This is a genomic window from Salinivibrio sp. PR6, from assembly GCF_001995955.1.
GTDB lineage: Bacteria > Pseudomonadota > Gammaproteobacteria > Enterobacterales > Vibrionaceae > Salinivibrio > Salinivibrio siamensis.
Genome location: NZ_MUFA01000003.1, coordinates 171,662 through 184,482, shown reverse-complemented (window position 1 = coordinate 184,482; position 12,821 = coordinate 171,662). Strand labels below are relative to the sequence as shown.

Sequence of the window (12,821 nt, the reverse complement as noted above, 5' to 3'; positions counted from 1 at the left end):
ACTAACTTGATAAACGAAAGGCGAGCCGCTCGGTTCGCCTTTTTTATTGCCCCGTTTTATCGGCTAATGTCGTTCTTCGCAACAGCCAGTCTTAGCGAAATTTTCTCCCGTCTTACTGCTTGCTGGCTAAACTTAAGGCAATACACCTTTTCACTGAGAGTGATTAAGCCTTGCTGAGTTCATGTCGACGCCCTGTTGTACGCGTGCTGTTGGTGATACTGCTGTTGGGAATGACCGGCTTGGTCCATGCGGCTACGCCAACTGTGCGTTTAGTCACGCTCGAATACCCGCCCTATATTCAGACTTCAGACGGCTCCCTTGATGGTGTGGCGGTACGAGTTGTACGCCAAACTTTTGCCAAGCTCGGTTATGATGTCGAGATTGAAGTGCTGCCATGGGCGCGAGCACTCTATCAGGTCCGAACTGGCTTAGCAGATGGCATATTCACCATTTTCAAAACATCTGAGCGCGAAGCGTTTCTCGATTACTCTCAGCAGGTTTTATTTCAACAAGGGATCCGCTTTGTTCATCGCCCCGATGTCAGTCTCTCTGAAGATGCGATTCAATCGTTCAATTTTGGCGCTTACTCCGTCTGTGTGATCAACCAAGTCAGTTACGGCAGCCGGATGGATGCTGCCTTGGCGCAAAATCAATTCGATCAGGTTTTCCGCCTGACTCGCGCACCACAGTGCCTTCGGATGTTGGAAAGTGGCCGAGCACGCTTGTGGCTCAGCAACCATTTTGGCGCACGCGCCCTGGTTAACCAGCTCGATATGAAGGATGTTGTCGAGATCAATCCCCATCCTATTGAAGACACCCCTAGTTACATTGCCTTTTCTAAAGCGCAAGAGTTATCAGCCCTACGTGACCAATTAGATCAAGCGTTAGCAGACATGAAAGCCACCGGAGAGTACCAAGCGATCATTGATGACTTTTTTAATGATTAATCGCTGACATTCCTGCACAAGATTTTATCGCGCACTCACTTTGAGCCGCTAAACAAAGGCCGCTTATCATCCAAGTCCACCCTTACACCGTAATGGAGCATGTCAGTTATCAACAAAGGACATGACATGCTCTCATTTTTAAAGCCGAATCCGGTTAAAAAGCTTAAAAAGCAGTACGAAGCTAAGCAGCAACAAGCCTTTCAGGCGCAGCGCAACGGCGACATTCGTGGCTATTCATTGCTCACCGAAGAAGCAGAAAAGATTGACCAACAAATCAAAGAATTGGAAAACAACGCTTAGCCATTTGAGACATGGCTAAACTGCCGTTTTACTAAGCGTTGATACAGAGGACAGCGCGCCAGCAGGTCGGTATGGCTGCCTACATCAATAAGCTTGCCTTGATCCATCACGACAATGCGGTCAGCATGCTGAATGGTCGATAAGCGGTGAGCGATAATCAAGGTAGTGCGGTCCCGCATTAAAGCCGCCAAGCCTTGCTGCACCGCATGCTCACTTTCGCTATCAAGGGCGCTGGTGGCTTCATCGAGCAATAAAATTCGTGGATCCTTGAGAATCGCTCGGGCAATCGCAATTCGCTGCCGTTGCCCACCCGAAAGCCGTACGCCTCGCTCACCTAAAAAGCTGTTGTAGCCGTCCGGTAATTGCTGAATAAACCCATCGGCATGCGCTTGAATCGCCGCCTCTTTGACGGCGTGCTCACTGGCGCCTGGCCTGCCGTAGCGAATATTGCCTATTACATCATCACTAAACAGAGCGGGTTGTTGTGGCACCAGTGCCATTTGTTGGCGCAACGCTTGCGGGGATAAGCGACGAATATCTTGCCCGCCCAGCCTAATCGCGCCTGACTGCGGATCATAAAAGCGTTGCAGTAATTCAAATACGGTAGTTTTCCCCGCACCCGACGGTCCGACTAAGGCGACGACTTCACCGGGCTGAATCACAAGGTTCAACGCATCAATCGCTGCTTGATGGGGACGCGTGGGATAATGAAAATGTACCGCTTCAAAGCGAATATCATTGCTTAATGATTGGGCATCGACACTCGGCGAGGTGGCGGGAGTTCGAATATGGCTTTGCACGTGCAACAGTTCCACCAAGCGCTCCGTCGCGCCTGCCGCGCGCTGCAACTCCCCCATCACTTCCGACAAGGTAGCCATCGAAGAGGCAACCATGATGGCGAAAAACACAAACGCGCCCAGGTCCCCTGCTGACATGGTACCTTGAATCACATCGCGACCGCCAACCCACAACATGCCAGTAATGGCGCTGAACACAATCACGATCACGCCGGAAATAAGAATGGCTCGTTGTTTGACGCGCTCGCGTCCGATCTGATAGGCACGCTCCACCTCTTGACCAAATGCGGCTTTGGCGTGATCTTCTACCGCGAAGCTTTGCACGGTTTTAATGTTTGTGATGGCTTCACCGGCATAGCTGCCTACATCCGCCATCGAATCTTGGCTTTGCCGCGATAACGCCCGCACACGACGACCATAGATAAGTATTGGCACCAAAATAAAAGGTACGGAGGCCAGCACAATCAAGGTCAGTTTAATATTGGTGGCAAACAGCATGATGATGGCGCCCACACACATCAACGCACTACGCATCGCCATGGAGAAGGAGGAGCCGATGATGTTTTGCAGCAAGCTGGTATCTGTGGTGATCCGCGACATGATTTCGCCACTGCCGTGGGTTTCAAAATAGCTCGGATGTAGGCCAATCACATGATCAAACACCGCTTGGCGAATATCGGCACTGACCCGTTCACCCACCGATGACACCAGATAGAACCGGAAAAAGGTACCGATCGCGATCAATACCGTGATCAGCAAAATAAACTTTACCGCATTCCCCAGCTCAACCAGTGATTGCTGTGCAAAGCCTTGGTCGATCAAAAGGCGAACGCCGTGTCCGACCGAGAGCGTCAATGACGCGGTAAACACCAAGGCCAGCAATGCCGCGCTCACTTGCCAGCGATAAGGGCGAATAAACGCGATGAGTTCCCACAGAACCGTCAGATTTTTACTGTTGCGACTTGAGGAAGATGGCGTCGAGGCGGCGCGCGTTAAAGCGGAATTAGCCATAAGCTCTACTTAGTGCTGTCCTTGCACATTTAGGGGCGAGTGAGCAGGATCATTAACTCGCGATTGTCGTTGATAAGCGCATCGATGGTGCATGCATCTAACTCCTCTAAAAAGGCTTGCTTGGCTTTCGCTAAACGCTCTTTTAAACGGCACGCTGGGGTGATATGACAAAACTCAACCGAGCAATTGACGAGCTCCAACGGTTCAAGATCGCGCACCACTTGCCCCACCGTAATCGCAGTCGGCGCTTGCAGTAGACGAATCCCCCCGTTCTTCCCACGCACCGTTTGAATATATCCCAACTGCCCTAAACGGTTGATGACTTTCACCATATGATTGCGCGACACACCAAACAAGCGTGTCACCTCGGTAATGTTGGTGAGCTCACCCTCTGGTAAGGAGGCCAGAAAAATCAAGGTGCGAAGTCCGTAATCTGTAAAGCTGGTTAGTTGCATGTGCGCCTCTTGCTGCCCCGCCAAATTGTAAGTCTTCTATTGATAAAAAGATATATTTGAGATACAACTTAAAACATGCATTAAATATACATGTTTAGAGAAACGCTGATGTTAAGCCAACAAACCATTGATATTGTGAAATCAACCGCCCCGGTGCTCGCCGAAACTGGCCCGAAGCTGACAAGCCACTTTTACCAAAGGCTGTTCCACCATCACCCTGAACTAAAAGACATTTTTAATCTGCGCCACCAGCAAAATGGCGATCAGCGTGAAGCACTGTTTAACGCAATTTGTGCCTATGCACAGAACATCGATAACTTGCCCGCTTTACTGGACGCGGTAGAGAAAATCGCTCACAAACACACGAGTTTGCTGGTCAAAGCCGAGCACTATCCGATTGTCGGTCAGCATTTGTTGGCCACCATTGATGAGCTACTTTCGCCGGGACAAGCCGTGCTTGATGCATGGGCTGAGGCCTATCAAGTGCTCGCGGATGTATTTATCGCCAAAGAGAAGCAGCTTTATGAAGATAGCCACGCCCAAACCGGTGGCTGGCAAGGGCAGCGAGCATTTACTTTGATTGAAAAACGTCCTGAAAGTGAGCAGGTCACCAGTTTTGTATTTGCCCCTCAAGACGGTCAGCCCGTCGCGCCTTTTACGGCCGGGCAATACATTGGCATCGTGGTCAATCATACTGGCTTTGAACACCAAGAAATTCGCCAATACAGTTTGTCACACGCGCCGAACGGCCAGCATTATCAGATCTCGGTGAAACGGGAGCCACAAGGTCAGGTCTCTAATTACTTACATGATGAGTTAGCCGTTGGTGGTACTGTGATGCTCACACCACCGGCGGGCGATCTCAAACTGAACGTGGATCCGAATACGCCCGTGGTATTAATTTCTGGCGGGGTGGGCATAACGCCAATGTTGGCGATGCTAGAAAGCCTTACCGAGCACAACGCATCTGTAACTTGGCTGCATGCTACCGAGAACGGCAAACTGCATGCTTTCAATCATCCTGTTCGCACTCTCGCGCGTCAGCACGCGCATATTCAGACGCACGTTTGGTATAACCAACCTCAACCCGCAGATACGCTTGGACAAGACTTTGATCATACCGGATGGATGGATCTCACTGCGTTGAGCGATACGTTCAGTCCCGCCACGGTGCAGGTATATCTCTGCGGCCCAGTTGGCTTTATGCGCCATATCCAAGCGCAACTTCGCGACCTTGGCGTTCCTGACGAACAGTTCCACTATGAGTGCTTTGGGCCACACAAGGCCTTGTAGCTTTCATTTTCTATTTTTGGGTGACTAACCCCAAGTTTTATAGGGTGTAGTTGAAATTATACAAAACAGTCAATAGAATCGTCAGACCAAGTTTTTGGCATCGCTCTGTCTAATATTCTCACAGTTGAGAAAAAGATGGGGAAGAAACGCCGAATGCCAACATTTTCAATCAAAAGGATTACCATGAAAAAACTAATTGCAATCGCTGCTCTTGCAACTCTTCCTCTATCAGGCGCTGCAATGGCAGACTCTGATATCGGTTGTGGTCTGGGTACAATGGTATTTGATGGCCAACAAGGCAAAGTTTACAAAGTTCTCGGCGCCACCACTAACGGTACTTCAGGTAACCAAACCTTTGGTATCACCTTTGGTACTCTGGGCTGTGACGGTACTGGCACCATTGATTCACAGCAGAAACTGGCTATGTTCATCGACGGAAATATGGACAATCTAGCTCGTGATATCGCACGTGGTGAAGGTGAAACCTTGGCAACGCTTTCTGAAGTATGGGGCATCAAAGATGCAGACAAAGCAGCATTTAACGACGTTGCAAAGCAAAACTTTGCGTCAATCGTGACCTCAGAGCAAGTAACTTCACAGGAAGTACTCACCAACCTAAACACGGTTGTGGCTCAAAATGAGCAGCTTGCAGCGTATAAAATCTAAGTGATGTAACGCTAATAACATCCTCTCCAGCTTGGTTAGGATAGAGTACGAAAGTGCCCTACTCGGGCACTTTCATGTTTTCATATATAACTCGTTGTACTGATATGAGACTTCTCAACGCTTTCTCCTCTCTATCTTCCTCTATTAGTCTCATTATTCTCTGTTTGTTTAGCGCGCCTACGTTTGCCGAGAAAAGTGACTTCGATATTCCTACTTTAGCTAAGCACGCGTATTGGCTTAAACTTGGCCACTATTTACCTCAAACATTTTCTGGTTATGAGAGTACGATCGATTCTCAAACCTTCTTCCTTTCTCCTCACGGAAAGACGGAGCCAAAACAAGAGATCAAGGCGACCATTGACGCGCTTTATCATGCCGACACTGCAGTAGCACAAGCTACACGGTGCCGTTATCCTGCACGATATACGTGGCTCGAATCTCAAGCAGGGCGCACTGCCACACTCGATTGTCCCGAACTTGAACGCTGGAAAAAGGTGCTTGATCCTGAAGCCATGACGCTGGTGTTCCCGACAGCATTTATGAATAACCCGTCATCCATGTTCGGCCATACCCTGCTACGCATTGATGCCAAGGATCAGACCAGAAACAAAGAATTAGTCGCCTTCGCCGTCAACTTTGCTGCCGAGCCAAACGAAAGTGATAACGCTGCTTTATATGCCGCAAAAGGCCTGTTTGGCGCCTATCCGGGACAGTTTACCGTCATGCCTTATTACCGTAAGGTACGAGAGTACAATGACATTGAGTCTCGCGATATTTGGGAGTATGCCCTTAACCTCTCCGAACAAGAGGTTAACCGGGTACTCCTGCACTTATGGGAAATGCAGCGCGCAACCTTCGATTACTACTTTCTCGATGAAAACTGCTCATACCAACTACTTGCCTTGCTACAGCTGGCCCGCGAAGAGCTGCGATTAGTCAGTGACTTTCCTTTTCAAGCGATTCCTTCAGATACGGTTAAAACGCTCGCCAATAATGATTTGATTGAAACGCCCAACTTCCGCGCGTCATTTGGCACCCGGTTGTTAAACATGTCGCAGCAGACGTCTCCAATCGTGTTTGAAGCAGCACAAAAAGCCAAAAATGGCGATTTTCCTAACCACAAACAATATAGTGCGGAGCAGCTGGCAGCTATTTATGAATTTGCGTACGAATGGCTCAATTTTGATTTCTATGATCAAGGGCTGCCTAGAGACCCTTATGCACAGCGTCTCACTAAGCTACTTGCATTACGGAGCCAAGTTAGCGCCGTCTCTCCATTTGAACCCGTCGCTAATACCAGTGTCGCACCGGACAAAGGACACGGCTCTACACGCGTAGGAATTGGCGCAAGGGCATCAAAGCATCGCCCAGATGCGTTAACACTCGAATGGCGCGCGGCTTATCATGATTTACTGGATCCTCAAGATGGCTTTGTCCCCGGCGCACAAATCAGTTTTGTCGATGTGGCAATGAGTCATGATGAAGACGGCAAGACACAGATAGCTAAGCTCTATCTGATCGATGCCATGACAATCGCCCCGAAAAAGCCGGTTTTTTCTAGCCTGTCGTGGAATATCCGCGCGGGCTTTGATCGCCTACCTACTGCGCGAGAGCCATCCAGTCGTTGGTTTGCGCAAGGCGGCATCGGTCAGTCTTGGGGCGAGGCCGATGGTCTCCATGCTTACGCTCTGTGGTCCACGGCACTCTCACATGGCGATGCCAGTGATGACCAGCTAAATATTGCAATAGGGATTGAATCTGGCTTGCTTTGGCAGCTTGCTGATGACCACCGCCTCGGTTTACAAGCCCAATCTCTCCCCCTACTTAATCGTGATTCGCTGTCACATTCACAAGTGGATATGACATGGAACTGGCGTGTTACTTCGGATTGGTCTATCCGCAGTAAAGCACGCTATCAGCATTGGGAGAGCGAAGAGATGAGTGGCCATATTACTAGCTACTTTTATTTCTAGCTTCATCGCTTACCATTGTCCTCATTGTCGTTCTATTTTTTAGAACAAGATGCTCAACCATACGCCGTGTTCGCACGGCGTTTTTGTTTCTACACTGCAGCTATTGTTCAGCGTCGTCGCTGTTCAACATCGAATCAGTGAGGAGAAGCATTATGATTACCGTCCGTCATGCCAGCGATCGCGGTCAGGCCAACTTTGGCTGGCTACAAAGCCGCCATACTTTTTCATTTGGTAGCTATTACGATCCTCATCATATGGGCTTCTCTGCACTGCGTGTGATCAATGATGATATCGTCTCGCCCGCCGCAGGCTTTGATACCCACGGACACCGTGATATGGAAATCATCAGTCTGGTGCTGGAAGGGGAAATAGAGCACAAAGACAGTCAAGGCAACCGACAAACCCTACCGGCTGGCGAGTTCCAACTGATGTCGGCTGGGCCCGGTATTTATCATAGCGAGTATAATGCCTCATCAACCCAAGTCTTGCGCTTTCTACAAATTTGGATTGAGCCCAATGAGCAAGGCGGGGAGCCGGGTTATCAGCAAAAAGATTTTGGTAAGCAGGCTGGCTTTACCGTCATCGCGACCCCAACCGGAGAAAATGGCACCTTACGCATCAAACAAGATGCGCGTTTGCTACAGCTGATTCTACCGCCCAGTGAATCGGTTACCTTGCCATTGGAGGCTGGACGCCATGCCTATGTACATCAAGTCGCGGGCACGCTCGACGTTGAAACGACATCTCTGGCTCCAGGCGATGGCGCAAAGATTGAAGATATCCACCATGTCACCTTTAGCAATAAGGGCAACGAAACCAGCCAAGCACTGGTGTTTGATCTCCCCTAACGCGCGGATTCAGCCGCTCTGGCCTGCCGGTCTATTTGCGCGGCAGGCCTTACTCTGTGTACACTGCGCTCTTTCTTCATGCATGAGAGGTTGTATGCTCACTCTATCGAATAAGGTGGCAATTCCCGACAATGAGATTGAGCTCACGGCCATCCGCGCCGCAGGGAAAGGCGGGCAAAACGTCAACAAAGTATCGAGCGCCATTCATCTGCGCTTTGACATCCAAGCCTCGTCACTGCCTGATGCGTACAAAGCCCGATTAATGGCTCTGTCTGATTCGCGCATCTCCAAAGAGGGCGTCGTAGTCATAAAAGCGCAAAACTACCGCACCCAAGAGCTAAACCGAGAAGACGCGCTAGAGCGCTTACAGGCGTTGATCAAAGGCGCGATGGTAGAGCAGAAAAAACGTAAACCCACCAAGCCTACCAAGGCCTCACAACGACGCCGCGTGGATGCTAAAAAACGTAAGAGCCAAACTAAAGCCCTGCGTGGAAAGGTCGCCCCTTAGCGCCTCACATTCCACGCCTAAGTCCAGGCGTTTACGAAACCATCATCTCGCTTGCTGTATCACAACCGGTAGTGTGCTGCCCTCATTATCTCGCCAAGTATTAGCCCATTTATGTGACATAACGCATCAACGAAATACACCGTGCGATGACACACTATGGCTTATGCACGCGGTGAAGGAAATAAATACGTCGCCCCCTCATCAGCGCGTGACACCTGCTGACGCGCCGCAGCAAACAAATCACGTCCCCATGTATTGGTCGCTTGGGGCGGTTCTGTCACAGGACGCAGGGATAAGTCAGCATGACAGGTCAATACGCCAGCATTGGCATCCAATGTGATCAGATCGCCATCTTTAATAACGGCCAGCGCACCGCCATGCATGGCTTCTGGACAGACGTGCAAAGCGGCAGGAACCTTACCTGACGCCCCCGATAACCGTCCATCTGTCACCAGTGCAACCTGATAACCCATTTTTTGCACATTGCCAAGAATCGGCATGAGCTTATGCAGCTCTGGCATGCCATTCGCGGCAGGGCCATTGAAACGTACCACCACAACCACGTCTTGGTTGAACTCCCCTCTTTGATAGGCCTGCTCAACCTGGTGCTGACAGTCAAACACTCGCGCAGGCGCGCAAACCACGCGATGTGCGGGAGCCACCGCGGAGACTTTGATCACCGCGTTGCCCATATTGCCAGAGAGCATGCGTAATCCACTGGTTGAGCTGAAATGCGAGCCGGAAGCCGCTATAACCCCTGTGTCAGTTGATGGTGCGGCAGGTTCCCAAACAAGCTGCCCCTGGTCTAATCGTGGTGTGGTCAATTGATCGCTAAATTGGCCGACGGCAGGTAAGGTATCGTCATGTAATAACCCAAGCGCATGTAAGTGCACCATCAACGTTGGGACGCCTCCAGCGGCTTCAAAAGCATTAATATCAGCCGGGCCGTTAGGATACATTCGAGTCAATAACGGAACCACATGGGACAATGTATCAATATCTTCCCACGTCAGGATGATCCCTGCTGCTCGCGCCATGGCCACCAAATGGATGGTATGGTTGGTGCTGCCGCCTGAAGCCAGCAACGCGACCACACCATTGATGACGCTTTTTTCCGTCATCACATCGCAGAGTGGTCGGTAAGTCGCACTTCCCGCACACTGGGATGCTAACGCTGTCGCCGCATAGCAAGTCAACGCGTGGCGCAACGCCGAGTTCGGGGCGACAAACGCGGCGCCGGGGAGGATTAACCCCATAGCTTCAAGCACCAGTTGATTGGTGTTAGCCGTGCCGTAGAAGGTGCAGGTCCCCGGACTGTGATAGGCCTGACATTCCATCGCCAATAATGCCTCTTTACCGACGTCACCGGCTGCATACGCTTGACGTACCGCCACTTTTTCCTCGTTGGTTGTACCTGTGGACATCGGGCCAGAGGGCACAAATAAAGTCGGTAAGTGCGCATAGGCAAGCGCACCCATCAGTTGCCCCGGTGCAATTTTATCGCATACGCCAAGCAACAGTGTGGCATCGTAGACATTATGGCTTAACGATATCGCAGTCGCCTGCGCAATCACATCACGTGAAAACAACGACATCTCCATCCCCGGCTGACCTTGCGTCACCCCATCACACATCGCGGGCACACAGCCTGCCACTTGCGCCGTATGGCCCAAAGGCTGCAGAGCAGCTTTGATCTGATCGGGATAGTCAGCATAGGGCGCATGCGCGCTAAGCATATCGTTATAAGCGCTGATAATTGCCACATTGGCGGTGGTCATATCCAGCATGTGCTGTTTATCTTGCTGGCACGATGCGGCCACCGCATGTGCGATATTGCCACAAGACAAGCTTGCACGCGTCTTTCCCATATCGGTTTGTCTCTGAGTTTGGCGTAAAAACGCGGTGCGCGCAGACTCACTGCGTTGGCGTAGCTCTTTAGTCACCGCTTCAACGTTAGAGTGCACCATCAAGCCACCTCTTGCTGACGAGTAATGAGACACGCTGCGTATTTTGTTAAGGATTCGATATCTCGGTTGATATCAACAGAAATCACGTCTGATTCAATCCCCGTCGGTTTTTCTAAAGCGGCAAATTGACTGTCAAGCATTTCGGTTCTCATGAAGTGGCCTTTACGCGCTCGCATACGTTCAAGAATTAACTCATAGCTACCATCTAGAAAAAGAAAAGTGACGCTCTTATTTCCCTCACGAAGCCTATCTCGGTATTGACGTCGAAGCGCAGAGCAAACGATGACACCGAATTCGTTTTTTTGCTCCAAACTAAACGCGACATCACGGAGCCGTTCGAGCCAAGGCTCTCGATCTCTATCATTGAGAGGCTGTCCCAATGCCATTTTCTCGATATTTGCGCGTGGATGTAAATCATCACCATCGATAAACTTGGCGTCTAAGCGCTGTGCCAATTTCACGCCTAGCGTACTTTTTCCAGAACCACTCACGCCCATCACAATCACACTACCAATTGCCATACCAACTCCTTAGCGAGATTTTAACCAGATCTCATTTTTGGTCATGCATTTAATAATTGTCTTTATCTTAGTGTGGTTACCGGTAACATGTTACCGGTAACCTTTAACTTTGTGACGTTTGACACAAAACATCTTAGTCGGAAGAGGTGAGCCATGGAACTACTCGCACAAAGCCCTGAGCCAACGACTCTGCTCTTGATAGCACTGGGCGCTATCGCATTGTTATTACTACTAATAATGAAACTTAAGGTACATGCTTTTGCATCGCTGACGTTGGTCAGCTTGGCCACTGCACTCACCACCGGAATCCCGATCGATAACGTGGTGCCAACCATGATGACAGGGTTTGGCAATACCCTCGCATCAGTTGCCTTACTCGTCGGGCTGGGTGCCATGATAGGCAAAATTCTCGAAGTCACCGGCGGTGCGAATGTCTTGGCCGATACGCTGATCGCTCGGTTTGGCGAAGCACGTGCCCCATTAGCACTCGGTATTGCTTCTTTGCTCTTTGGCTTTCCTATCTTTTTCGACGCGGGGCTGATTGTAATGATGCCCATCATGTTTAGCGTCGCAAAACGCTTGGGTGGCTCACCGATAAAATACGCCTTGCCGGTCGCGGGGGCGTTTGCAGTTATGCATACCTTTGTCCCCCCTCATCCCGGTCCCGTTGCAGCCTCAGATTTACTCGGCGCAGACATGGGCTTGCTCTTAGTCGTTGGGCTTCTGGTTTCGTTTCCTACTTGGTATTTGGGTAGCTACTTATTCGGACTGTATGCAGGCAAGAGATTCAACATTCCGCTCGCAAAGGCTTTTTTAAACACTGAAGTCATGTTTAAAAGCAAAAAGGATTACCCTGCCTTTTCAACTGTGTTGATGATTTTACTGCTCCCTGTACTGCTCATTTTCCTCGATACGGGTCTAAACGCACTCAGTGTGGCTGGCATGGTCAATGGCGAACATCAATGGGTCGGCTTCTTGCGTATGCTAGGTAAAACCCCGGTCGCACTGCTGATCACCCTATTAACTTGCTTGTTGGTCTTTGGCCAAAAACTGGGCAAAAGTAAAATGGAAAAACTGTGTACCGATTCGTTAGCGCCAATTTGTGCAGTGATTTTGGTCACTGGCGCGGGCGGCATGTTTGGTGGCGTCTTGCGCGCGAGCGGTATCGGTCAAGCACTCGCCACCATGCTGTCAGACACGGGCATGCCGATAATATTGGCCGCATTTGTTATTGCTACCTGCTTGCGCGTTGCACAAGGCTCTGCCACCGTTGCTCTCACCACCACAGCCGCACTTATCGCGCCCACCGTATCGCATACTGTGGGTTTATCCCAACTGGATGTGTGCTTTATTGTCATCGCGATTGCTGGTGGGGCGACCGTTTTATCGCATTTCAACGACTCGGGCTTTTGGTTGGTATCGCGCCTACTCGAAATGGATGAAAAAACCACACTTAAAACTTGGACTGTGATGGAAACCCTACTCGGGACCATTGCGTTTGTTATCGTAGCGCTATTAAGCGTTTTACTGTAAGG

The 12,821-nt window shown here is 50.3% G+C and carries 12 protein-coding genes; 8 read left to right on the top strand and 4 right to left on the bottom strand.

Annotated features, from left to right (window positions below):
* Positions 1-170: 170 nt before the first annotated feature.
* Positions 171-947 (top strand): substrate-binding periplasmic protein, encoded by a 777-nt coding sequence (locus tag BZG72_RS03485; protein WP_131828020.1) that lies wholly within the window; start codon positions 171-173, stop codon positions 945-947.
* A gap of 126 nt (positions 948-1,073) precedes the next feature.
* The gene (locus BZG72_RS16095) at positions 1,074-1,247 is read left to right on the top strand and encodes a DUF6435 family protein (protein ID WP_106406577.1); all 174 of its coding nucleotides are present in this window, start codon (positions 1,074-1,076) and stop codon (positions 1,245-1,247) included.
* On the opposite strand, the gene BZG72_RS03480 is transcribed toward BZG72_RS16095, so the two are convergent.
* Positions 1,244-3,055: an ABC transporter transmembrane domain-containing protein gene (locus BZG72_RS03480; protein WP_077666094.1), complete on the bottom strand. Its 1,812-nt coding sequence runs from the start codon at positions 3,053-3,055 to the stop codon at positions 1,244-1,246. The genes BZG72_RS16095 and BZG72_RS03480 overlap by 4 nt on opposite strands.
* Positions 3,056-3,084: 29 nt before the next feature.
* A complete protein-coding gene (gene nsrR / locus BZG72_RS03475; RefSeq protein ID WP_069360987.1) occupies positions 3,085-3,510 on the bottom strand; it encodes a nitric oxide-sensing transcriptional repressor NsrR in 426 nt (141 codons plus the stop codon).
* A 108-nt stretch (positions 3,511-3,618) separates the two neighbouring features.
* Between nsrR and hmpA the strand changes: the two genes are divergently transcribed.
* The 5 genes from hmpA to arfB all read left to right on the top strand — a co-directional run bounded on the left by hmpA (position 3,619) and on the right by arfB (position 8,798).
* Complete coding sequence (gene hmpA, locus BZG72_RS03470) at positions 3,619-4,803, top strand: NO-inducible flavohemoprotein (RefSeq protein ID WP_077666093.1); 1,185 nt, start codon at positions 3,619-3,621, stop codon at positions 4,801-4,803.
* Positions 4,804-4,986: 183 nt separating this feature from the next.
* Positions 4,987-5,469: a DUF3015 domain-containing protein gene (locus BZG72_RS03465; RefSeq protein ID WP_077578440.1), complete on the top strand. Its 483-nt coding sequence runs from the start codon at positions 4,987-4,989 to the stop codon at positions 5,467-5,469.
* A gap of 104 nt (positions 5,470-5,573) precedes the next feature.
* Positions 5,574-7,442 (top strand): Lnb N-terminal periplasmic domain-containing protein, encoded by a 1,869-nt coding sequence (locus BZG72_RS03460; RefSeq protein ID WP_077666119.1) that lies wholly within the window; start codon positions 5,574-5,576, stop codon positions 7,440-7,442.
* A gap of 152 nt (positions 7,443-7,594) precedes the next feature.
* Positions 7,595-8,290, top strand: a complete 696-nt coding sequence (locus tag BZG72_RS03455) for a pirin family protein (protein ID WP_077666092.1) — start codon at positions 7,595-7,597, stop codon at positions 8,288-8,290.
* 94 nt (positions 8,291-8,384) lie between these two features.
* Positions 8,385-8,798 carry an alternative ribosome rescue aminoacyl-tRNA hydrolase ArfB gene (gene arfB, locus BZG72_RS03450; RefSeq protein ID WP_077520596.1) on the top strand — a complete coding sequence of 138 codons (414 nt, stop codon included), beginning with the start codon at positions 8,385-8,387 and terminating at the stop codon, positions 8,796-8,798.
* 161 nt (positions 8,799-8,959) lie between these two features.
* On the opposite strand, the gene edd is transcribed toward arfB, so the two are convergent.
* Positions 8,960-10,765, bottom strand: a complete 1,806-nt coding sequence (gene edd / locus BZG72_RS03445; protein WP_077666091.1) for a phosphogluconate dehydratase — start codon at positions 10,763-10,765, stop codon at positions 8,960-8,962.
* Positions 10,765-11,286, bottom strand: coding sequence for a gluconokinase (locus BZG72_RS03440; protein WP_046075696.1), 522 nt, complete (start codon positions 11,284-11,286; stop codon positions 10,765-10,767). The genes edd and BZG72_RS03440 overlap by 1 nt, the downstream gene beginning before the upstream one ends.
* Before the next feature lie 153 nt (positions 11,287-11,439).
* Here BZG72_RS03440 and BZG72_RS03435 point away from each other — a divergent pair, with 153 nt between their 5' ends.
* A complete protein-coding gene (locus BZG72_RS03435) occupies positions 11,440-12,819 on the top strand; it encodes a GntP family permease (RefSeq protein ID WP_046075695.1) in 1,380 nt (459 codons plus the stop codon).
* Positions 12,820-12,821 lie beyond the last annotated feature (2 nt).

What these genes read in the sequence shown, in the direction of transcription:
- BZG72_RS03480 (WP_077666094.1), bottom strand. Translation starts at nt 3,055, where the DNA reads ATGGCTAATTCCGCTTTAACGCGCGCCGCCTCGACGCCATCTTCCTCA.
- hmpA (WP_077666093.1), top strand. Translation starts at nt 3,619, where the DNA reads ATGTTAAGCCAACAAACCATTGATATTGTGAAATCAACCGCCCCGGTG.
- BZG72_RS03465 (WP_077578440.1), top strand. Translation starts at nt 4,987, where the DNA reads ATGAAAAAACTAATTGCAATCGCTGCTCTTGCAACTCTTCCTCTATCA.
- edd (WP_077666091.1), bottom strand. Translation starts at nt 10,765, where the DNA reads ATGGTGCACTCTAACGTTGAAGCGGTGACTAAAGAGCTACGCCAACGC.
- BZG72_RS03460 (WP_077666119.1), top strand. Translation starts at nt 5,574, where the DNA reads ATGAGACTTCTCAACGCTTTCTCCTCTCTATCTTCCTCTATTAGTCTC.
- BZG72_RS03440 (WP_046075696.1), bottom strand. Translation starts at nt 11,286, where the DNA reads ATGGCAATTGGTAGTGTGATTGTGATGGGCGTGAGTGGTTCTGGAAAA.
- arfB (WP_077520596.1), top strand. Translation starts at nt 8,385, where the DNA reads ATGCTCACTCTATCGAATAAGGTGGCAATTCCCGACAATGAGATTGAG.
- BZG72_RS16095 (WP_106406577.1), top strand. Translation starts at nt 1,074, where the DNA reads ATGCTCTCATTTTTAAAGCCGAATCCGGTTAAAAAGCTTAAAAAGCAG.
- BZG72_RS03455 (WP_077666092.1), top strand. Translation starts at nt 7,595, where the DNA reads ATGATTACCGTCCGTCATGCCAGCGATCGCGGTCAGGCCAACTTTGGC.
- BZG72_RS03435 (WP_046075695.1), top strand. Translation starts at nt 11,440, where the DNA reads ATGGAACTACTCGCACAAAGCCCTGAGCCAACGACTCTGCTCTTGATA.
- nsrR (WP_069360987.1), bottom strand. Translation starts at nt 3,510, where the DNA reads ATGCAACTAACCAGCTTTACAGATTACGGACTTCGCACCTTGATTTTT.